Source organism: Gluconobacter albidus (assembly GCF_002005485.1).
Lineage (GTDB): Bacteria > Pseudomonadota > Alphaproteobacteria > Acetobacterales > Acetobacteraceae > Gluconobacter > Gluconobacter albidus.
In genome coordinates this window covers 1,669,705-1,691,665 of record NZ_CP014689.1, presented here as the reverse complement: position 1 = coordinate 1,691,665, position 21,961 = coordinate 1,669,705, and the positions used below count along the sequence as shown (strand labels likewise).

At 60.0% G+C, this 21,961-nt stretch carries 18 protein-coding genes; 12 read left to right on the top strand and 6 right to left on the bottom strand.

Annotated elements, in window-relative coordinates; translation table 11 throughout:
- Positions 1-41: 41 nt before the first annotated feature.
- Both A0U94_RS07620 and A0U94_RS07615 read right to left on the bottom strand, forming a co-directional pair.
- Complete coding sequence (locus A0U94_RS07620) at positions 42-488, bottom strand: DUF3574 domain-containing protein (RefSeq protein ID WP_077803000.1); 447 nt, start codon at positions 486-488, stop codon at positions 42-44.
- Complete coding sequence (locus tag A0U94_RS07615) at positions 485-1,357, bottom strand: NUDIX hydrolase (RefSeq protein ID WP_077802999.1); 873 nt, start codon at positions 1,355-1,357, stop codon at positions 485-487. Before A0U94_RS07615 ends, A0U94_RS07620 begins: the two co-directional genes overlap by 4 nt.
- Before the next feature lie 37 nt (positions 1,358-1,394).
- Between A0U94_RS07615 and A0U94_RS07610 the strand changes: the two genes are divergently transcribed.
- The 4 genes from A0U94_RS07610 (at position 1,395) to A0U94_RS07595 (ending at position 6,326) form a co-directional block, all read left to right on the top strand.
- On the top strand, positions 1,395-3,197 hold the full coding sequence (locus A0U94_RS07610; RefSeq protein WP_077802998.1) for an ABCB family ABC transporter ATP-binding protein/permease: 1,803 nt from the start codon (positions 1,395-1,397) through the stop codon (positions 3,195-3,197).
- Positions 3,198-3,293: 96 nt separating this feature from the next.
- Positions 3,294-3,596, top strand: coding sequence for a 50S ribosomal protein L28 (gene rpmB, locus A0U94_RS07605; protein WP_041110511.1), 303 nt, complete (start codon positions 3,294-3,296; stop codon positions 3,594-3,596).
- A 169-nt stretch (positions 3,597-3,765) separates the two neighbouring features.
- On the top strand, positions 3,766-5,868 hold the full coding sequence (gene fusA / locus A0U94_RS07600) for an elongation factor G (protein WP_062109615.1): 2,103 nt from the start codon (positions 3,766-3,768) through the stop codon (positions 5,866-5,868).
- Between the two features lie 128 nt (positions 5,869-5,996).
- On the top strand, positions 5,997-6,326 hold the full coding sequence (locus A0U94_RS07595; protein ID WP_197458984.1) for a VOC family protein: 330 nt from the start codon (positions 5,997-5,999) through the stop codon (positions 6,324-6,326).
- Positions 6,327-6,383: 57 nt separating this feature from the next.
- On the opposite strand, the gene A0U94_RS07590 is transcribed toward A0U94_RS07595, so the two are convergent.
- On the bottom strand, positions 6,384-7,967 hold the full coding sequence (locus A0U94_RS07590; RefSeq protein WP_077802997.1) for a S10 family peptidase: 1,584 nt from the start codon (positions 7,965-7,967) through the stop codon (positions 6,384-6,386).
- An 89-nt stretch (positions 7,968-8,056) separates the two neighbouring features.
- On the bottom strand, positions 8,057-10,834 hold the full coding sequence (locus A0U94_RS07585; protein WP_077802996.1) for a phosphoenolpyruvate carboxylase: 2,778 nt from the start codon (positions 10,832-10,834) through the stop codon (positions 8,057-8,059).
- Between the two features lie 135 nt (positions 10,835-10,969).
- Here A0U94_RS07585 and A0U94_RS07580 point away from each other — a divergent pair, with 135 nt between their 5' ends.
- The 8 genes from A0U94_RS07580 to A0U94_RS07545 all read left to right on the top strand — a co-directional run bounded on the left by A0U94_RS07580 (position 10,970) and on the right by A0U94_RS07545 (position 18,294).
- Complete coding sequence (locus tag A0U94_RS07580; protein ID WP_077802995.1) at positions 10,970-12,256, top strand: DUF445 domain-containing protein; 1,287 nt, start codon at positions 10,970-10,972, stop codon at positions 12,254-12,256.
- Positions 12,257-12,376: 120 nt separating this feature from the next.
- Complete coding sequence (locus tag A0U94_RS07575) at positions 12,377-12,859, top strand: SUF system Fe-S cluster assembly regulator (RefSeq protein WP_062109609.1); 483 nt, start codon at positions 12,377-12,379, stop codon at positions 12,857-12,859.
- Between the two features lie 12 nt (positions 12,860-12,871).
- Positions 12,872-14,356 carry a Fe-S cluster assembly protein SufB gene (sufB, locus tag A0U94_RS07570; RefSeq protein WP_077802994.1) on the top strand — a complete coding sequence of 495 codons (1,485 nt, stop codon included), beginning with the start codon at positions 12,872-12,874 and terminating at the stop codon, positions 14,354-14,356.
- Between the two features lies 1 nt (position 14,357).
- Entirely contained in the window at positions 14,358-15,128 is a 771-nt protein-coding gene (gene sufC / locus A0U94_RS07565) for a Fe-S cluster assembly ATPase SufC (RefSeq protein WP_062029658.1), read from the top strand.
- Positions 15,125-16,318, top strand: coding sequence for a Fe-S cluster assembly protein SufD (gene sufD, locus A0U94_RS07560; protein WP_077802993.1), 1,194 nt, complete (start codon positions 15,125-15,127; stop codon positions 16,316-16,318). Before sufC ends, sufD begins: the two co-directional genes overlap by 4 nt.
- Complete coding sequence (locus A0U94_RS07555) at positions 16,315-17,556, top strand: cysteine desulfurase (RefSeq protein WP_077802992.1); 1,242 nt, start codon at positions 16,315-16,317, stop codon at positions 17,554-17,556. The genes sufD and A0U94_RS07555 overlap by 4 nt, the downstream gene beginning before the upstream one ends.
- A gap of 8 nt (positions 17,557-17,564) precedes the next feature.
- The gene (locus tag A0U94_RS07550) at positions 17,565-17,921 is read left to right on the top strand and encodes an SUF system Fe-S cluster assembly protein (protein WP_086648458.1); all 357 of its coding nucleotides are present in this window, start codon (positions 17,565-17,567) and stop codon (positions 17,919-17,921) included.
- A 16-nt stretch (positions 17,922-17,937) separates the two neighbouring features.
- A complete protein-coding gene (locus tag A0U94_RS07545; RefSeq protein ID WP_077802990.1) occupies positions 17,938-18,294 on the top strand; it encodes a HesB/IscA family protein in 357 nt (118 codons plus the stop codon).
- Here the strand turns inward: A0U94_RS07545 and A0U94_RS07540 are convergent.
- Positions 18,239-19,582, bottom strand: coding sequence for a class I SAM-dependent RNA methyltransferase (locus A0U94_RS07540; RefSeq protein ID WP_077803896.1), 1,344 nt, complete (start codon positions 19,580-19,582; stop codon positions 18,239-18,241). The two genes, A0U94_RS07545 and A0U94_RS07540, sit on opposite strands and share 56 nt — an antisense overlap.
- Positions 19,557-21,914, bottom strand: coding sequence for a DEAD/DEAH box helicase (locus A0U94_RS07535; RefSeq protein ID WP_244177970.1), 2,358 nt, complete (start codon positions 21,912-21,914; stop codon positions 19,557-19,559). The genes A0U94_RS07540 and A0U94_RS07535 overlap by 26 nt, the downstream gene beginning before the upstream one ends.
- Between the last annotated feature and the right edge of the window lie 47 nt (positions 21,915-21,961).

Sequence of the window (21,961 nt, the reverse complement as noted above, 5' to 3'; positions counted from 1 at the left end):
CGTCAAAAAAAACCGGGAAACGTTGTTCCGCATGGGCGGAACTATTCCACGGGAAGGCTTTCAAATGAAGAGCAGCCGGACTGGATGGCCAGTCCGACTGCCTGCTGGCTGAAACGTTTCTGATAGATCTGACGAATGGTTCTTAAATGAGCCTGAAGGCTACGGTCTGTGGCAGGGGCGACAATCCAGACGATTCGCGATCTTTCCTGAATGACCCTGTGTCCGGCAGCATCATACCACTGCCCCTGAGCGTCGATCACGGTAAAACCTGCCGGAAAGCGTGGTGTGATTTCACTGTCCACGAACTGTTGCCAGTCCTGCGTGTCAATCACGCTGCCATCAGGGCGGGTCAGGCCGAATGCCAGACGGATCTGCAATCCGTCTTTCGCGCCGATTTCCCGACACAGATTGGGCGTGACGCTGACGGGCACAATGCATCCGCCCAGCAGAGGAGTCGCCAGGATCAGGGAAGCGAATGCTCTTCTCACGATGCCTGTCCGGAGAGGGCGCGGCGTAGAATGGAAGCGTCGGCGGGATCGAAAAGACCACGCCGGAGGAAGAGGTCGATCAGGACGAGATTGACGTTGAACTTGAAGTCATCCGTATCCCGGACCAGTGCCATGACCCGCTGAATGGGCAGAAGATGGAAGCTTTCCACTTCTCCGTCCTCCGCGACGGGCACGAAGTCTTCGGGAAGCAGAAGATCATAGCAGTGCAGGACATCACGCCGCAGCCCTTCAGGCCGCTCAAGAGCATAATGGATCCGCCCAACACGCTGTGCTTTTGCGGCCAGTCCGGCGGGGATACCGGCTTCTTCCTGCGCTTCCTTGATTACGGTCGTCTGCGGATCGAGGCCGGCACTCATGCCCCCGGCAACCAGATGATCCAGCTTTCCCGGATCAAGCCGTTTGCTCATGCTGCGTCGCGCGACCCAGAGGAAAAGTCCGTCTGCACGCTCGACCAGCCCGTTCAGATGTACGCCTTCAGCCGCAAGCCCCAGAACCGGAATGGCCCCCCGGTCCACCTGTCCGAGAACGGCGCCGCTGTCATCGCGTACGTCGAAGGCTTCGTGATGGGAGGTGTAGAGACCCATTTCGCAGAGCGTGCGGGACAGGGGAAAGAGGCCTGCTCCGGAACTCACTCCGAATGTCCCCGCTTTGTGAGCCTCAAGGGTTTCAAGCGCCTGCATCGTAGAAGGGGTGATCCAGCCGATCTGTGAGTCAGCGCAGAAGAACGGAGTGCGGCTGCCTGGCAGGACGGCGCTGTTGCAGGCTGCGATATGCCGCAGAAACGGCTCAAGGGGGCGGGAGAAAGATTTATTCGACACAGCAAGATATGTCGCATGCAGGGCGGCCATTTGCAAAGCACCGTCAGCACTTCCACATAGTCGATCCATGCTCAAAAAAACCGATTCGACGTCTGAAGCGCTTTCCCTTCGTGTTCTGTGGCCCCTGATCCGTCCTGAGAAGCTCTGGCCCGACGCGACGCGTATCGGCTTTGCACTGGTCATTCTTCTGGTGGAAAGTGCGACCGCCGTTGCGACGCCCTGGCTCTTCAGTCGTATGGTGAGCAGTCTTTCGCGTCCGGAAACCCTTCTGGCTGTCCCGGTGTGGCTGATAGCCCAGTATGCCGTCATCCGCATTATTTCCGGACTGGCGAGCCCATTGCGGGAATTTCTGGTCAAGCCGGTTGAAACGGATCTTGAGCGTCGTGTTGCTGTCCTCGGGTTACGGCATCTGCATGATCTGAGTGTCCGCTTCCATCTGGACCGGCAGACGGGCTCACTGACCCGGACGCTCGATCGTGGGGCCGATGCTGTCGGAACGCTGCTGTCACTGGCGCTGTTCAACGTTTTGCCCAACGTCATTGAACTCATCATGACACTGACCGTCATCCTGAAAATTTTCGACTGGCGATATGTTGTGCTGCTTCTGGTGGCGCTGGGGCTGTATTCCGCCGTGTCTTACGTTTTTACCCGCCTGAGGATGACGGCCAGGCGGGCGCGGAACCGTGCCAGCAATCAGGCCCAGCACCAGCTTGTGGACAGTATCCTCAACTTCGAGACGGTGCGAAGTTTTGCCAATGAAACCCATGAAATTGACCGTTACGACGCGGCTCGCAGGGATCTCCGGAAGGCGGAAATCAGCCTTCAGCGTTATGTCAGCCTGTCCCAGATCAGCCGGGGTATCCTGATCGCTGTGACGACGACCACGCTTCTGGCCATGGCGGCGCATGATATCGTGTTGCACCGTCTCGCAGTGGCGCAGTTCGTCCTGATCGGCAGCTATCTGAGCGGGCTTTATTCGTCTGTTGGGGCCCTGAACTATGTCAGTGCCGGATGGCGCAATGCCCGCGTCGATCTGGAGAACTATCTCGAACTGCTCGCCATCCGCTCGGAAATCACCCAGGCTCCGCAGCCCGTGCATCTGGCGGGAAAACTGTCGGAGGCCGGAGCCGCTGCGGTGGCGTTCCGTCACGTCTCCTTCGGCTACAGTCCTGCACGGCAGATCCTGCATGATGTCTCCATCAGCGTACCCGCAGGGACGTCTCTCGCCATTGTCGGCCATACAGGCTCCGGGAAATCCACTCTGGGGCGCCTGCTGACCCGCGCCTACGATCCCACGGAGGGCTCGGTCTGTATTGACGGGCATGACCTGCGTGACATCGCACCAATCGACATCCAGAACATCATCGGGACGGTCCCGCAGGATACGGTGCTCTTCAACTCCAGCATTGGCGACAATATTGCTTATGGCGATCTGTCGGCCTCCCGCGAAGATATTGAAAGCGCGGCCCGAAGTGCGCAGATCGACGCGTTCATCCGGGGGCTTCCCGACGGGTATGAGACCGTGGTCGGGGAGCGGGGGCTGAAGCTTTCAGGGGGGGAAAAGCAGCGTGTGGCTATTGCCCGCGTCATTCTCAAGGACCCGCGCATCCTGCTGCTGGACGAGGCTACGAGTGCGCTTGATACCCGCACCGAGGTCGCTATCCAGAAGGAGCTGGCGATCCTCTCCCGGGCGCGCACGACGATCATTGTCGCACATCGTCTGTCTACCGTTCAGGATGCCGATCGCATTGTCGTACTTGACGCGGGGCGTGTGGTGGAGCAGGGAAGCCACATGGAACTGCTGTCCGCAGGTGGTCATTATGCCGCAATGTGGGCCGCACAGGCCGGGGAAAACGTCTCCGGGGGTTGACGAAGCCCCCAACCATACGTCATAAGCCGCGCCTGATTTACGGAACACGCCGGACCTCGCTGTCCTGCGTCATCCAGCATCGAGGAAAGTACCACCATGTCTCGCCGTTGCCAGATCACGGGCAAGGGCGTGCTGACGGGCAACAACGTCAGCCACGCCAATAACAAGTCCCGCCGTCGTTTTCTCCCGAACCTGCAGGAGACCACGCTGATCTCCGATATTCTCGGTGCTTCGGTGCGTATGCGCCTGTCCACCAACGGTATCCGCACGGTTGAGCACAACGGTGGGCTGGATTCGTTCCTGCTGGGTACGCCGAACCGCAAGCTTCCGACGGAAGCCCAGGTCATCAAGCGCCGTATCCTGCGCGTTCAGGAACGCAAGGCTGCCCAGACCGCCTGAGGAATCTTTGCCGAACTTTGTTTGGTAACAAGATTGCTCTTGAAAACCATGGCGGTCTGGGTCATTCAGCCGCCACTGGGATAAATCAGGTTCGGTCCTTTCACAGGGCCGCAGCGGAGGTGTTTCGGTCCAGGCTGAAACACCTTTCATTGTATTTTGGAGGTTCTCCGTGTCCGAAAGCGTTCAGGAAGCCAAGTCGGCTCTCTCGAAGATTCGCAACATCGGTATTACCGCGCACATTGATGCCGGTAAGACCACGACGACCGAGCGTATCCTGTATTACACGGGTGTCTCTCACAAGATCGGTGAGGTCCACGAAGGCAACACCACCACTGACTATATGGCGCAGGAACGTGAGCGTGGCATCACGATCACCTCGGCAGCCGTGACCTGTGAGTGGAACGACCACCGCATCAACATCATCGACACCCCGGGCCACATTGACTTCAACATCGAAGTCAACCGTTCGCTCCGCGTGCTCGATGGCGCGATCTTCGTGATCGAAGGCGTGGCCGGCGTGCAGCCGCAGTCCGAAACGAACTGGCGCCTTGCTGACCGTTACAACGTTCCGCGCGTCATCTTCATCAACAAGCTCGACCGTACCGGCGCCGACTTCTACTACGCTTTCAGCACGCTGAAAGAGAAGCTGGACATCGTGGCCGTGCCGCTGCAGCTCCCGATCGGCGCCGAAGAAAACTTCGTTGGCGTGGTTGATCTGGTCGAGATGCGCGCCATCGTGTGGGAAGGCGGCGAACTCGGCGCCAAGTTCCACTACGAAGAGATCCCGGCTGACCTGAAGGAAAAGGCTGACGAAGCCCGCCAGGTCCTGCTCGATACGGCTCTGGCCGTCGACGACGCAGCCATGGAAGAGTACTTCGAGAAGGGCGACGTGGACGTTGCAACCCTCAAGAAGTGCATCAAGAAGGGTGCCATTTCCGGTGAATTCCGTCCCGTCATGTGCGGTACGGCCTTCAAGAACAAGGGCGTGCAGCCCCTGCTCGACGCAGTCATCGACTACCTGCCGGCTCCTGACGAAGTCGAAGGCATCCGTATTGCTCCGCCGGAAGGTGAAGAAGTCGATGAAGACTTCCTGCCGATCGTTCCGGTCGATCCGGATGGCAAGTTCGCTGGCCTTGCGTTCAAGATCATCTCCGACAAGTACGGCACGCTGACCTTCGTTCGTGTCTATCGTGGCGTTCTGAACTCCGGTGACACCATCCTGAACACGACGAAGGGTCACAAGGAACGCGTCGGCCGCATGTTCCAGATGCATGCCGACAAGCGCCAGGAAGTGAAGTCCGTCGGTGCCGGTGATATCGCCGCATTCGTGGGCCTCAAGGACACCGTTACGGGTGACACGCTTGCCGACGCCGCCGATCCGGTGGTTCTGGAGCGTATGCAGTTCCCGGTTCCGGTCATCGACATCTCCGTCGAGCCGAAGACCAAGGACGGCGTCGAGAAGATGACGCTGGCTCTGCAGAAGCTGACGGCTGAAGATCCGTCCTTGCACCTCAAGACCGATCAGGAAACGGGTCAGACCATCCTTTCCGGTATGGGCGAGCTTCACCTGGACATCATCGTTGACCGTCTGCGTCGTGAATACGGCGTTGATGCCAACATCGGTGCGCCTCAGGTGGCCTATCGTGAGACGATCACGAAGACCCACATCGAGACGTACACCCACAAGAAGCAGTCTGGTGGTTCGGGTCAGTACGCTGAAGTCAAGATCGAGTTCGCTCCGTCTGACAAGCCGGACGAGATCATCTTCACCAACAAGGTCGTCGGCGGTACGGTTCCGAAGGAATACATCCCGGCTGTCGAAAAGGGCATCCGCATGCAGAGCACCACGGGTGTTCTGGCCGGCTTCCCGACCGTGGACTTCCAGTTCACGCTTCTCGACGGTAAGTACCATGACGTTGACTCGTCGGCTCTGGCCTTCGAAATCGCCGCCAAGGCTGCTTTCCGTGAAGGCATGAAGAACGCCGGTCCGGTGATCCTCGAGCCGATCATGGACGTTGAAGTCACGACCCCGAACGATCACGTCGGTGACGTGGTGGGCGATCTTAACCGCCGCCGCGGCATCATCCAGAGCCAGGAAACGTCTGGTTCGACCGTGATGATCCGTGCACAGGTGCCGCTGAAGGAAATGTTCGGCTACATCTCGCACCTGCGTTCTGCAACGAAGGGCCGTGCGTCCTTCACCATGCAGTTCCATCACTACGAAGCCGTTCCTCGTAACGTGGCTGACGAAATCATCGCGAAGTCCGCCTGATTTTTTCGCCCCGGTGAAACATCAGACCCCGCCAGAGCAATCTGGCGGGGTTTTTTGTGTCCAGTACCGTCAAAGAGAGAGCGATGTCCTCGTGTGAGCCTCTGAGATCCGTTATTGCTATTTTGCCCGTGAACAATCTTCTGCAGGCCGAGCAGTTCTTTGCGGCACTGGGCTTTTCGCCCCAGGCTGGCAGTTCAGCTGAATACCGGCTTTTGCAAACCCCGGACGGAGAGGAGCTTCATTTGACGCAGGCCGTTTCCGGCTGGGTCGAAGCAGGACGCAATCCTTTCGGTCTCTATTTCCGCCGTCCGGATGTGGATGCGCTGGCACGGCTCTTCGCGGGCCAGGTTCTTGAAAAGGAAGGGCCGTCGATCAAGCCCTGGGGCATGTATGAATTCGCGGTCAATGGACCGGATTGTGTTTTGGTCCGCATCGGCTGGCCTGCTCGTACAGTCTGAGCATAAAAAAGGCTGCGGAAGGTTTCCCCTCCGCAGCCTTGTCTGATTTTTCAGGGATCAGTGCAGATTGTCTGTCCGGCGGATGAAGGCCGCTACATTGTCATGCAACTGCTGGAGCGTCGCCGGATCCACATAGACCATGTGGCCGGAAGGATACTGGGCGTATTCGATGTTCTTCTGCAGGCTTTTTGCCATCGGCAGGTGCTTCATCTCATAAACGCCTTCGAAATACGGCGTTGCGAGATCGTAGTAGCCTGCGTTGAGCATCACGTGCAGGTTCGGATTGGTTTTCATCGCCATGGCCAGATCCGTCATGACGTTCGGCTCGCCCTTGGGCTGGTAGCCGTGACCGGGCTGCCGGTGGTGGCTGTCCCAGTGGCCCTGGCTGTTATAGAGGCGATAGTCCTCGTCCGTGCCATATTTGAGTGTGTTGCGGACATAGTCGTTGAAGGCCGTGACATAAGCAGAGCTGATGGCGCTGGACTGCGGATCGTAATCCACTTCCTGGCTCATCGGGTCAATCGTCGGGCTTGAATAGCGCGTATCCAGACGGCCCGTCGCCATTCCGGTCTTGGCCTGAAGCTGCTGGTCGAATTCGCCGCCATTAACGCGCAGATCTGCCCGCAGGATGTAATCGACCGGCAGGCCCGTGTAGTCATGCAGCTTCGCCGCAATCGCCTGACGCTGGTCTTCCGGCAGATCAGCACCCTGACGCAGGGCCAGCGTGTAGTCGGTCATCGCGAAATGCTCGACTTCGCGCAGGAACGCCTTCAGATCCGGATGTTCGGCAGGCAGGCAGTGATGATACCATGCTGTTGCTGCATAGGTCGGCAGGGCCAGCACATAGGGATCGTCCATGCCGGCATTGAACTGCGGACTGTCATCGCTGTTGTCGTAGTTCAGGATCTGCGACAGCAGGATTACACCGTTGAAGTCGATGTTTTCGTCCTGCTCAAGGTCATTGATGACCACGGCCGAACGCATCGTGCCATAGCTCTCGCCGAACAGGTATTTCGGCGAATTATAGCGATGATACTTGGCGAGGAACTTTGAGATGAAATGTGTGAAAGCTTCGCCGTCACCGTCAACACCCAGAAATTCTTTGTCGGCATCCTTCCCGGCAATTCGGGAAAAACCTGTTCCCGGCGCATCGACAAACACCACGTCTGAAACATCCATCAGGGACTGCGGGTTGTTGATGAGCGCATAGGGTGCGGCCGGAAGGTGTGTGTCACCCGGTGTGTTCACACGACGCGGACCAAACGTGCCCATATGCACCCAGACCGAAGCTGATCCCGGCCCACCATTATAAAGGAACGTGATCGGACGTTTTTCCGACGGAACGCCTTCCTTGAAATAGGCGGTGTAGAACATGGACGCGACCGGTGCGGTCTTGCTGTCGTCGTCCTTGCCGCTATCAATCTTCGTGCCGCGCTTGGCCAGAACGTCGCTGGAATCGTTGTAGTCGGCGCCATGTACCAGAATGGTTCCCGCGACGGCCCGGTAGGGGATCGTGGCGCCATTGACCGTTACCGTCCCGTTCGTCACGCTGTCAGCATTGGGTGCCGGTGTCGCGGGACCTGCGGCCAGAGCAGGCACAGCCATCATGGCTGCGCCCAGAAGAAGGGCCTTGCGAAGCATGCAGAGGAACTTTCCGTTAGGGTTTGTTACAGGGAGCTTTTAGACGGACGTAGCCCTCACCGACAAGGGTTCCGGCTACGTATCATTCTTCAGCCGAAAGCCCTGTTGGCGTGCATGATGGCGATCCCCACCTCGCGCAGCAATGCAAAGCACTGCGACAGCGGCTCGAAAATTTCCTGATGCTCCCGCGCAAAACCGCCAGCCTCAGCCGCATCGCCCGGTTCTCCAAAATCGAGATTGGCAACGCTGGGAACCGTGAGGGGGAACAGGTCGTCCAGAAGGTGCAGCGCACGCGGCACATCCAGGCAGAGGATCAGGTTCGTGATGGACTCCCGTGTCAGGCTGTTGCGCGGCCCGAAATACGGAATGCGCGTCGAGAGGCCCCACAGACGGTCGATAAGAGCGAAGCGGATCGCATGGAGCAGCTTTTCACGAGCTGCCATGCGTGGCGCATCAGGCCATGCAGCGCGCAGTGCGATATGGTCTGCCTGAATACGCCGGAACATTGCAGGGCCGCTCGTCCAGAAACGCAGCAGCTCCAGTCCGTGCGAAATGCCTAGCAGGCTCTGCCGTTCCTCGTCGCTCTGGGCCTTGGCTGCGCGGTCCAGCCAGGTTCCGGGGTCGAGTTGATGGATCGTTGTCCGCAGGACGTCCAGATCGGAATGAGCCAGTGCCTGACGGGCGAAATCCATGGCTTCGCGGAAGCGCGATGATTCTGTTGCGAACTGCTCGAACGTCTCGGGATGGCGTTGCGCCGCATTGCCCAGCCCGTGCAGCACATTCGCCCACCAGCCGAGCTGCTGGAGGATCGCGTTATTGGGAATGGCCCGAAGCTGGCCGGGATGGGTGATGCGCGTCACGGTCGCGGCATCCGACTGACGTGCAGATGGGCGGGAGCCCGTCTTGTCGATCAGTGACGGCCCGAATGCGCTGAGCAATGCGGCATAGCCCGGATCATCGACCAGCGCGCCCATGTCGAGTGCGATGGTGGAGAAGAAATCGGCTGCGAAATCGGGACGTGCATAGACCGGATCTTTCGTGTCCTGCGGGACTTCGGCCGTATGTTCGGCAAGAGTGGCAATCGTGGACGCCGCAAGAGCCTTCGTTCCGAACAGCGTGTAGCCGTCGCCACCCTGAAACGCGGTTTCGACGCGGCAGCCGATCCCGGCTTCGCGCATGGCTAGTCGCGTGCGGGCAGGGGAGAAATAATCCAGGCGCTGACGCAGGCTGAAAGGATGCGCGCCGCGTCCGATGCTTTCGCCGTGCGTATCGAACAGCGTGAGGGAAACATCCTCCAGTCCGTGTTCCGCCAGCAGGGAAAGGGTCCGCATCCGCAGGCGCTCGACCAGATTGGTGGCGGCAAGCTGTCCGACATAGCGTCCCGAATCGGAATAGCCGAACTGAAGCGATAGTCGTCCGTTCGCCTTCAGATAATCGCGCCAATGGCTTGAACGGAAAGCTTCTTCCAGAATGGTCTCGCCATTTTCGAGCGCGCTTTCCGTTTCAAAGAGCGGCGAAATTTCGATCTGGTGATCCTCGATCCCGAACAGCCGTGCCAGCCAGAGCGTCGCCAGCAGCGTATACCCGCTTTCGGTCTCGGCGATGAGGAAGCGGATCGGCGATCCTGAGTCGATGTGCTTGAGGATCTGCGCCATGGTCATCATCAGCCGCGCGGCGGAGGCAGGCTCGACCAGCAGCGAGCCGAAATCCACGGCACGGGGCGTCAGGTTCGAAAGGGCCTCGTCGATCTTCGTCAGCAGAACGCGACGACGCGAGGGCAGGGCCGGATCGTCGGTCAGGCCCAGTCGTGTGCGCGCGACATTATAGATCTGTGCCGCGTTCAGACGGGTATGGATGCGGGCAATTCCGAGGCCGTGGTTCATGAACCCGGCACGCAGCGTCCGCAGGTGTAGCAGGCTGTCTTCATCCAGTCCGGAAGCGGCATCCTGAAAGAGCGGCAGAAGCTCGGCGGCATCCAGAAGCGCCTTGTCGCGGTGTGAAATCAGCGTCTGGGCAAAATCACGGATGGTTTCCGGCGCGGCATCCCGTCCGGTCGGGCAAGCCGCATGCTGCGTCTTGACAGCTTCGATGGCCCGGCGCGTGCGCATGGCCAGCGCACTTTCCTGCAGACCCAGCCGCTCCAGCCCATCCGTCAGACGATGAAGCTGGGACGACTTCAGTTCGAGCCGGATGCGCAGCGTATCCCACCAGCCGATATCGTTACGTCCATCCGTATCGAAGCCGACCCAGCTCGCCAGAATCACGGGAGCGGGATCAACGTGGCTGTTTTCGCCCGACCAGCGCTGGGACATCTCCCGCAGGAGCGCTGCTGTCAGGTCATCGAGGGCATCCCGGCCCCGCAGGATGGCCGCCAGTGCAAGGGCCTGCTCCTGCGCCAGTGTCGGCGGTCCGGGACGGCGGTGCGTTTTCAGGCACGGGATCGGCGTTTCCGGATTTTCTGCCCGCTGCGTCAGGATGTCATACACCCCGTCTGCCAGTGCGAACGTCGGATGTGCGGTGAAAACCGCGGCAATCTTCGGCACGGTCAGCGAAACCGCGTCCGGAACCTGAGCCACCAGACGCTTTGCCACGGCCTCAAGCCGCTCCTGCGGGGCAGTCTCATCAAGGCCGACATAGGCGCGCAGATGTGCGGCGCGGTCCACGAAATGCTCGTCACGCAGGGCGCGTACGACGTTCCCGATCTCGGCAAGGCGCGCTCTGCTGGCGTCCGGATCGTCGTTGGACAGATCCTGCCCGATGGAGGCAATCAGGTCTTCGAGACCATCACGTTCGTGGAGCAGCCGGGACGTCATCGCGTCAATACGGTCATGGAGAGACGGATCGAGCCGGGAGGCGCAGTCAGACATCGGGAGCAGTCTCGCTTCTGCGGAAAAAAGAAAAAATGGACCGAAAACGGGCCGCAATACTTTTCACGCCCTGCTGCCAAGCGCAACCTTGCTCTGTACGCGACAGCCCGTCGGAATGATGCTATCTGTCCGCAGATGCATGCGGACACGCCCCATCCCGTCTCCAAATCCGGCCCCGCAGGTCTTTCGCCCCGGTTCATGGCCGGTGGCCTGCTCGTTGGCATGGGAGTGCTTGCCGCAGGCACGACGCTGGCGGCGGCCCGTCATATCGGCGATGGCAGTCTGGCGTTCGGTCTGCTACGGGCGGGTTCGAGAGCGGGCGTGGTCGGTGGTCTTGCCGACTGGTTCGCCGTAACTGCGCTGTTTCGGCACCCGCTTGGCCTCCCCATTCCCCACACGGCTATTCTGCCGCGTCAGAAAGAGCGTCTCGGACAGGCGCTGGGCCGCTTCATTTCGGGCCAGTTCTTCACTGAAGAAGATGTGCGCCGTGCTTTGTCAAAAATTGATCTTTCCGGCCTGATCGCCGACATGCTGAGCGAACCTGCGACACGCCAGACACTCGTCAACAGCATGCGCTCCGCCATTCCCGTGATGTTCGACCGTCTTGAGGACGGACGTGCGAAGGCTGCGATTTCACGTGCCCTTCCGGTCCTGCTCAATGGTGAGGAAATGGCGCCGCTGGTCTCCCGTGGCATGCGTGCCATGGTGGACAGCGAGATGCACCAGGAGGTGCTGTCTTTTCTGCTTGAGCGCATCAAGACCACCGTAACGTCCCGGGAGTCGGACCTGCGGCATTTCGTTGAGGAGCGCGTGCGGGAGCAGGGCGGCCGTTTTCTGGGCTGGGCGATCGGCGGCTCCGTCGCCAGCCGTGTGCTGATGGCGCTCCATGCCGAGTTTGAACGGGTCGATCCCATGGACTCGGACCTGCGGCACGGATTTACGACATGGGTTCGTGGCGAAATCGACCGGATCGAACATGACCCCGTCCGTCGCAAGGACATGGCCGACACCATTACCTCCGTCCTGACCCATACCAGCCTCAAGGGCTGGAGTTCAGAACTGTGGGACCGTCTGCGGCGCATGGTTGAGGAAGACAGTGGCCGCGAAGAGGGCTGGAGCGCCACGGTCATTGATGCCGCGATCGTTCAGCTTGCGAGTGCGCTGCGGTCCAGTGATGCCCTGCGTCTGAAAGTCAATCAGGCTGTTGAAAGCACGGTCCAGCGGATCCTGCCAGGTCTGCGCGAGAAGCTCTCCGGGTTCATCGCCGCCGTCATGGCAGGATGGGACGGAAACGATCTGGCGATGCGACTGGAGTCGCGTGTCGGCCGTGACCTTGCCTATATCCGCATCAATGGCACGGTCGTGGGTTTTCTGGCCGGAGCCGCGCTTGACGGCGTTTCCCGACTGTTTTTTGGTGTGTGACATTCCATGTCAGGGAAAGGTCGGGCACAGAAGCCTTGACCTTTGCTCCGGTATGGGCCATTTGGAACAAATCAGGACTTACCAAGTCTTGAATTAGAACAAGATGCGAGTGTGCAAGCGATGCTGAGGCTCTCCAAACTGGCCGATTACGCCACTGTCCTTCTGGTCCATCTCGGTCGTCATGAAGGACTGGCAACAGCCGCAGCCCTTGCAGTAGAAACCGGTGTTCCAGAACCCACCGTGGCCAAGCTCCTCAAAGGGCTGGCCTCCAGCGGCCTGGTGCTGTCCCATCGCGGCGCCCGAGGCGGCTACCGCCTTGCGGGCGAGCTTGAAAAGGTGACCGTCGCCGCCGTTATCGCAGCCGTGGACGGACCCATCGCCATTACCGCCTGCTGTGACGGGCGCGAATGCGAACACAGTTCCCTGTGCGGCCTGTCGGGCCAGTGGGACGTTGTGAACGATGCCATCCTCAGCACACTCAACAGCATTACACTGGCGGATATGGGCCGACATGCGGAGCGCCTGCCAAGGCGCGGCCCCGCGTTGGCCCCTGTCGCCACCGTTGGAGCGGAGTCTCCCTCCGTGACCGAAGCGGTCAGTTAAGGACAACACACCATGCCAGCCGTGACGGAAACCCGCGAGACAGTCGAAAAACTCGCGAAATCCAGCTACGAATGGGGCTTTGAGACCGATATCGAAATGGATATCGCGCCCAAGGGTCTCAATGAGGAGACGGTGCGCCTGATCTCCGAGCGCAAGGGCGAGCCGCAATGGATGCTGGACTGGCGTCTGAAGGCTTTTCGTGCGTGGCTGGAAATGGAAGAGCCGACCTGGGCTCATATCCATCACCCGCCGATTGATTATCAGGACGCGCATTACTTCGCCCAGCCTAAGAAAAAGCCTGGCCCCAAGAGCCTTGATGAAGTTGATCCCGAACTTCTCAAGACTTATGCCAAGCTGGGCATTCCCCTGCACGAACAGGCCCTTCTGGCTGGCGTGGAAGGGGCGGAAGAGGCGCGTCTGCCTGTTGCCGTTGATGCCGTTTTCGACAGTGTGTCCGTCGCAACGACCTTCCGCAAAACGCTTGCGGAAGCCGGCGTCATCTTCTGCCCGATCTCCGAAGCTATCCGCGAACATCCCGAGCTGGTCCGGAAATATCTGGGTACGGTCGTGCCGGTGTCCGACAATTTCTTCGGGGCGCTGAATTCCGCCGTCTTTACCGATGGTTCCTTCGTCTACATCCCCGAGGGTGTTCGCTGCCCAATGGAACTGTCCACCTATTTCCGCATCAATGCGCGCAATACGGGGCAGTTCGAACGCACCCTCATCATCGCTGAAGACCGCGCCACCGTCTCCTATCTGGAAGGCTGCACGGCGCCGCAGCGTGATGAGAACCAGCTTCATGCGGCCGTGGTCGAACTGATCGCGATGGAAGACTCCTCGATCAAGTATTCCACCGTCCAGAACTGGTATCCGGGCGATGATGAAGGTCGGGGCGGCATTTACAACTTCGTCACCAAGCGTGGCATCTGCCGTGGCGCACGGTCCAAGATTTCGTGGACGCAGGTTGAGACCGGCTCTGCGATCACATGGAAATATCCGTCCTGCGTGCTGGCGGGTGAAGGATCGGTCGGCGAGTTTTACTCGGTTGCGGTGACCAACAACCACCAGCAGGCCGATACCGGCACGAAGATGATCCATCTTGCGCCCAATACGCGCTCGACGATCATCGCCAAGACGATCTCGGCCGGTCAGTCGGACAGCACCTATCGCGGTCTGGTGCGTATGCAGCCAAAGGCCCGGAACGCGCGCAATTTCACGCAGTGCGACAGCCTGCTGATCGGCGATCAGTGTGGCGCGCATACTGTGCCCTATATCGAAAGCCGCAACATGACGGCACGCGTGGAGCATGAAGCGACCACGTCAAAAATCTCTGAAGACCAGCTTTTCTACTGCCGTTCGCGCGGCCTTTCGGAAGAAGATGCGGTTGGTCTGATCGTCAATGGTTTCTGCCGCGAGGTGCTCAAGGAGCTGCCGATGGAATTCGCGGTCGAGGCGCAGAAGCTTCTGCAGATCAGCCTCGAAGGAAGTGTGGGTTAATATGAGCGATTTTCTGAAAATTCAGGGGCTTCAGGCCCGTATCGACGCCGATGGCACGCCCAAGGACATTCTCAAGGGGCTCGATCTAGAAATCCCCAAGGGTGAAGTCCACGCCATCATGGGGCCGAACGGCTCGGGTAAATCCACGCTGTCCTATGTGCTTGCCGGTCGTGACGACTACGAAGTTACGGGTGGGTCGGCCACGTTCAAGGGACAGGATCTTCTGGCTCTTGAACCTGAAGAACGCGCTGCTCTGGGCCTGTTCCTGGCGTTCCAGTCGCCGGTTGAGCTACCGGGTGTGAACAACGCGAATTTCCTGCGGACTGCCGTAAACGCCGTTCGCCGGGCGCGTGGTGAAGCCGAACTGGATGCCGTGGCCTTCCTCAAGGCCGTCCGCGCCGAAACCAAGCACCTGTCCATGTCCGACGACATGCTCAAGCGTGCGGTCAATGTCGGCTTTTCGGGTGGCGAGAAGAAGCGCAACGAAGTGCTCCAGATGCGCCTGCTTCAGCCGTCTTTCGCCATCCTTGACGAGACGGATAGCGGTCTGGACATCGACGCCCTGCGTATTGTCGCGGAAGGCGTGAATTCGCTGCGCAGCCCGGATTTCTCTGCTCTGGTCATCACGCATCATCAGCGTCTGCTCGACTATATCGTGCCGGACCGGGTGCATGTCATGGCGCATGGCCGCATCATCCATAGCGGCGGCCCTGAGATCGCCAAGACGCTTGAAAAGCAGGGTTATACCCAGTTCCTCGAGGCGGCAGCGTGAGCGTACAGCCAAGCGTGGCGAAGGAGACCCCGGCTCTGGAGGTGTTTATCCAGCGCGCTTCCGGTCACGGGACGGCTCTTGCCGAAACCGGCCTGCCAACGCGTCGTGTCGAAGCGTGGCGCTATACGCCGCTGCGCACTATCGCGGAAACGGCCTGGCAACAGGCCGCGCCTCTGGCGTCTGAATCCGTTGCTGCGCTCCTTGATGGTTTGCCGCTGCCCGAAAGCGGCGCACGGATGGTCTATGGCAATGGCAGGCTGCTGGACGGTCTGTCCGCTCTGCCGGAAGCCGCCGGACAGGGTTCGGACCCTGTTTCTCCGCTCAGGGGTGTTTTCTCCGCCACGCTGAATATGGCGCTGGGCGAAAAGGGGCTCGATCTGCGTATTCCGGCAGGAACGGACGCGGGACTGCTGACCCTCATCAGCCTCTGCGATGGCGCGGATGTTTCGACGCATCTGCAGCATCGCATCGTGCTGGAAGACGGTGCATCGCTCACGCTCTATGACGTCAATGCTGGCGAGGGGCGGTATGTCGCCAATCCGCGTTTCGACATTGTCGTGGGCAAGGGGGCTGCGCTGCGTCACATCAAGCTGCAGCGCGAGAGCCTGAGCGGTACGCATCTTGCCATCGTGTCTGCTGATGTGTCGGAGAAGGGCGAGTATGACAGCTTTACCCTGAATCAGGGCGGGAGCCTCGCCCGGCACGAAGCTGTCGTCACGCTGAATGCCCCCCATGCCATAGTTCATGTGAATGGGGTGCAGATCGTGGACGGCCAGCGGCTGAACGACCTGACCTCCATGATCCATCATGCGGCTCCGGATGGTAGTTCGCGCCAGACCGTCAAGACGGTTCTGTCAGACGCCGGGCAGGGCGTGTTTCAGGGCAAGATCCTTGTGGATCGTGTGGCCCAGAAAACCGATGGCTATCAGATGAACCAGGCGCTTCTGCTGTCTGAAAAGGCGCAGATCAACAGCAAGCCCGAGCTGGAAATCTATGCTGACGACGTCAAGTGCAGCCATGGTGCCACTGTAGGCGCCCTTGATGATGAGCAGCTTTTCTATCTGCGCTCCCGGGGTGTTCCCGAAGCGCAGGCCCGCGATATTCTTGTGCGGGCGTTCCTGATAGACGCGCTGGATCTCGTTGCCGATGAGACCCTGCGTGATCTGCTGGGCCGGAGCATGGAGTCATGACCGGCAGCAGCACCCCGTCCGGAAAAACAACGGCTGAAATCCGCGCCCATTTTCCGATCCTGAACGAAACCGTTCATGGCCGCCCGCTGGTTTTCCTCGATAGTGCGGCATCTTCGCAGAAACCGGATGCCGTGATCGAGGCTATGCGGGATGCGGCCTATCACCAGTATGCCAATATTCATCGTGGCCTGCACTGGATGAGTGAACGCACGACGGAAGCCTATGAGCGCGCCCGTCATGACGTTGCCCGTCTTCTCAATGCTCCCGACCACCATGAAATCGTTTTCACCCGCAACAGCACCGAGGCGATCAACCTCGTGGCCTACAGTTTCGGCAGTCTGCTGAAGCCAGGGCAGGCGGTTCTGATTTCCGAACTGGAACACCACGCCAATATCGTGCCCTGGCTCATGCTGCGGGACCGGGCGGGGATTGATCTGCGGGTCGCGCCCATCAATGACGCTGGCGACATTGATCTGGATGCCTATGAGGCGCTTTTGTCGGATGGCAAAGTGGCGCTTGTGGCCATCACGCATATGTCCAACGTGCTTGGGACCATCACGCCGGCTCGCAAGCTTGCGGACATTGCCCATGCTTACGGCGCGCGCATTCTGCTGGATGGGTCGCAGTCTGTCGTGCATCGCAGGATTGATGTGCAGGACCTCGGCGCGGATTTCTTCACCTTCACCGGGCACAAGCTCTATGGTCCCACAGGCATCGGTGTGCTCTGGGGCAGAATGGAGCTTCTGGACGCCATGCCGCCTTTCATGGGTGGCGGTGACATGATCGAAACCGTGTCGTTCGAGCGCGCCACTTGGGCGCATGTTCCGCACAAGTTTGAAGCCGGAACGCCGGCCATTCTGGAAACTATTGGTCTGGGGGCTGCTGTCCGCTTCGTGGAAGAGATCGGCTATGAGGCCATCTCCCGTCATGAAGCGGAACTCACCCGCTACGCATTGGAAAAAATGCGTGGAATCAACAGTCTGCGTGTTCTGGGGGAGCCTCAGGAACGCGGGGGCGTGATTTCCTTCATTATGGATGGCGCGCACCCGCATGATCTGGCGACGCTGCTCGATCAGCTGGGAATTGCCATCCGTGCGGGGCAGCATTGTGCGGAGCCGCTGATCCGGCGTCTGGGCGTGCAGGCAACAGCGCGTGCCAGCTTTGGCATCTATACCACGACCGATGAAATCGACACGTTTATCGAAGGCCTTGAACGGGCCCGGATGATGCTCACATGAGTGTAGCCATGACCGATATCTCCACCAGTGAAGACACAGCCTGCGTTCCCGCCACCGGAACTGCGCCGGATCAGGAGGCGGTCATCGCCGCCATCGCCACGGTTTATGATCCGGAAATTCCGGTAAATGTCTACGAACTTGGCCTGATCTACGCGATTGACCTGCATGACGATGGTCGCGTCCATATGGAAATGACGCTGACGGCGCCGAACTGTCCCAGCGCGCAGGAACTGCCCGAGATGGTACGTGATGCCGTGTCGCATGTTCCGGGCGTCACTCAGGCGACGATCGAGATCGTCTGGGATCCGCCGTGGGATATGAGCCGTATGAGCGATGATGCCCGTCTTGCCCTCAACATGTTCTGATCCGGAAAAAACCATCATGTCCGATGTTGCAATGCGTCGCCCGCTGCCTGCTCTCATGACTGTTTCAGATCAGGCAGCAAGACGTTTGAAAGCCCTTTATGAAGGCTCTCATCAGGGGCAGCTCCTGCGCATCAGCGTGGGGACGCGAGGCTGCTCGGGACTGTCTTACGAAATGAATTTCGTCACAGACCCGCAGCCTGCCGACGAGCGGGTCGAGGATCAGGGCGTGACCCTGCTGGTGGATCGCAAAGCCACCCTGTTCCTGACCGGCACCGTCATGGATTACGAGGTCAAGGACCTCGAATCCGGCTTCACGTTCAGGAATCCGAACGAGAAGGGGCGCTGTGGCTGCGGCGAGAGTTTTCACGTCTAATCCGCTTCGCATCCCGCGAAAGCACGACAACGGCCTCGACTTCCGTGGACCACAGGAACTGGTCCACGATGGTCAGACCAACGACTGAAAATCCTGCATTCCAAAGCAACTTGCCGTCTTTTTCAAGCGCGGCAGGATTGCAGCTCACATAGACCATATCCGGCACGGCAGATTTTGCCAGTGGCACAGTCTGTGCACCTGCGCCTGCATAAGGCGGGTCCAAGACGACAGCCCGCGTTGATTTCAGATCATGCGGGAGCAGGGGTTGACGCCCAAGATCACGATAAAAACCATCCACGCGTCGACCGCCAGCTGCCGCCTTGAGGCAGTTCGCTGCAGCCAGATTGCCCTCATAGGCCATGACCCGGCCCTTCTCCGACATCGGAAAGGTGAGTGTACCACAACCGGCAAACAGTTCGACCGTCACATCCTTTTTGTTCAGCGACGGCAGACCGTCCAGAACGGCTGTGACAATAGCTTTCTCGGCGTCCGCCGCTGCCTGAAGGAATGCCGAAGGGGGTGGCGAGACAGTCACACCACCGAAATTTTCCCGCACAGCCCCAGACTGGGCCACTGCTTCGATGCCTAGATCTTTCGGGTCCTGCCAGGAAATTCGCGACAGATCATGCTCGCGTGCAAAGGCCGCAAGCTTGATACGGTCTGCACTCGTTAGCGGAGCAGACGTCTGAAGCGTCAGGTCCGGGCCGCTATCAAGCAGGTTGACCATCAGGCTGCCGCGGCCTGTCAGGGCTCCCAAGCTGCCCAGAACGTCGCGCAAAGGCGCGAGAAGTCCAAAAATCGCTGGGTGGAGAACACGACATTCCGTCATGTCCACGGGATCTCCGTTACGGCGGTGCAGCCCGATGATCACGCCACCCGGCACGCGCTGGACGGCAAAATCCATCCGTCGCCGTGTCTCAGGCGCTGTCTGGAACATCCGCGCCGGGGGCAGGTCTGTAAAACCAGCGGCTATCAGGGCCTGGAGGACGCGCTGCGACTTCCATTCCAGCAGAGCCGGGAGGGAAAGATGCTGCAACGCACAGCCGCCACACTCGCCAAACAGGTCGCAGGGGGGTGTGACGCGCTCGGGGGATGAGTGAACGATTTCAATCAGTTCAGGATGGCCGGAAGCAAGGCGGACCCGAATGTCTTCTCCGGGCAATGTACCCGGAATGAAGACGCTCTGGCCATCAAGATGCGCAACGCCGTCGCCTGCCGCACCCAGTCCTTCAATCCGGAGTTCTGCAACTCCGGTCAAGGTATCATTCATTACCGTAATGGCGCCCATCATGCTGAACGGGAGCAGCGAGATCGGTCTCGCCGGAGACCGTAATTTTCCGACGACGCGGGACCAGCATGAAGGCGGGCGTATCTCCGCCAAAGCCGGTCTTCGGGCCATCGTTCTCGAATGCAGGAGCCAGTTCAACGGAACGATGGCTCACGGGGGCTTCGATCACCGAGACAGGTGTGGGAGTTGCAACAGGCACCGCCTGCTGAACGCTCTCGTGTTCGTCACGCTCGCCACGGTTGCGCTTGCGACCACCTCGGCGGCGCTTGCGCGCACGATGCTCGCCGTCTTCCGAAGCCTCCTGGGGGGCAGGAACAGGAGTAGAGATAGATTCGCGTTCGCCCTCTTCCGGAGCCCAGTCAACAGTCGTGATGCCTTCGAGAACCGGGCGTGCGATGATCTTGCCCGTCAGGGTCTCGATTGCTTCGAGCAGTCTGCGATCCCGTGGTGTGGCCAGGCTGAAGGCATGACCTTCCTTGCCAGCCCGTCCGGTGCGTCCGATCCGGTGGACGTAATCCTCGGCATTGAACGGCAGATCGTAATTGAAGACATGAGACAGGCCGCCAATGTCGATACCGCGTGCAGCCACGTCAGAGCAGATCAGGAACTTCAGTTCCCCGGAACGGAAACGCTCCAGCGTCGAGAAACGCAGCGACTGGGCCAGATCTCCGTGCAGATGCCCGGCCTCTATCCCGTGTTTGGTCAGATACTGCTGGATCATGTCCACATCGCGTTTGCGGTTGCAGAAAACGATCGCGCTCTGGACGTTTTCACGGCGCAGAAGCTTCTTGAGGGTGCGGCGTTTTTCGTCTTCGGGAACAATGACCAGCGCTTCTTCGATCGTCGTGGCGACGGAAGACTGGCGCGAGACCGTGATTTCAACCGGATGACGAAGGAATGCATCGGCCAGGCGGCGAATTTCTTCAGCCATGGTGGCGGAGAAAAACAGGGTCTGGCGATGGGTCGGCAGCAGCCCGACAATTTTCTCGATATCGGGAATGAATCCCATGTCCAGCATGCGATCGGCTTCGTCGATCACGAGCGTGCTGGTCTGCGTGAGCAGCAGGCCGCCACGCCCGAACAGGTCGAGCAGGCGTCCCGGCGTTGCAATGAGCACATCGACGCCACGATTCAGGACATCGCGCTGTTCGGCCATGCTTTCGCCGCCGATCAGCAGGGCGTGCGTCAGGCGAAGATACTTGCCGTAGAGCTTGAAGTTCTCAGCGACCTGCAAAGCGAGTTCACGCGTCGGCTCAAGGATCAGCGAACGCGGCATCCGTGCGCGCGCGCGCGATCCGGACAGCTTTTGAAGCATTGGAAGCGTAAAGGAAGCCGTCTTGCCGGTGCCGGTCTGGGCGACACCCAGAACGTCATGGCCCTTCAGAACTTCGGGGATAGCCTGTGCCTGAATGGGGGTAGGGTGCTCGTAACCCAGTTCCTCAATGGCGCGCATGATCGGTTCGCCCAGCCCCAGATCGGCAAAACGGGGCTTGTCGAACGATTCTTCGGCGACAGCGACGGTTTCAATGATGGCAGGGGGGACCGCAATGTTCTCTACGGTGACGGCGGGCTCCGTAGCGACAACAGTCCTGGCGCGTCTGCGACGGGCCGTGTCTTTCTCGCTCTTTGCCGGCTCAACCTGTGCCAAAGGCGTCTCTTCGGAGACGGGCGCAGCGACGACCTCCTCAACCGGGACACTCGCCTTGCGACGTGTCGGACGTGCCTTCTTTTCGGCTTTTTCTGCAGAAGGTTTTTCCACAGGAGCTTCCGTGGCGACAACGTCCGTTTTGCGCGGACGACCGCGGCGACGCGGAGCTTCGGCAGGCTTCGGAGTATCTTCAGTTACGATTTCGGGTGCGGGCTGCTCGACGGCGGCGACCTTGCGTGGACGGCCGCGGCGTTTGGGAGCAGCTTCGGTGACCGTTTCATCAGCCACTTTCGTGGTGCGACGACGGGGGGCAGGAGATGTTTCGTCGGTATCGACGGTTGTCTTCGGCTCCGCAACCGCCTTTCTGCGGCGTACGGCAGGTTTGGCAACGGGAGCGTCGTCTTCGGTCAGGGTCTCGACAGCCGGAGAGGTCACCTTGCGGGCGCGGCGTGTGGCAGGCTTTGCCGCGTCTGTCGCATCCGGGATTGCAGGAACTGCGGTCTTCGAGCGCCGCGCTCGCGGGGCCTTGGCGGCAGGGGCTTCCGGTGTCGCAGGCTTGTCGCCTTCATCGGCAGGCGTCGGGGAAACCTCGGCTGCGGCGCTGCGCGAAGCGGAAGGGCGACCACGCTTGGGCGTGGCAGTCGTACGGGATTTGGAAGGACCGGAGGTCGTTTTCGCGCTCAAATGACTCTCGAGACTCTCGTTGACGGTGCGCACCCCAATGGATGCGG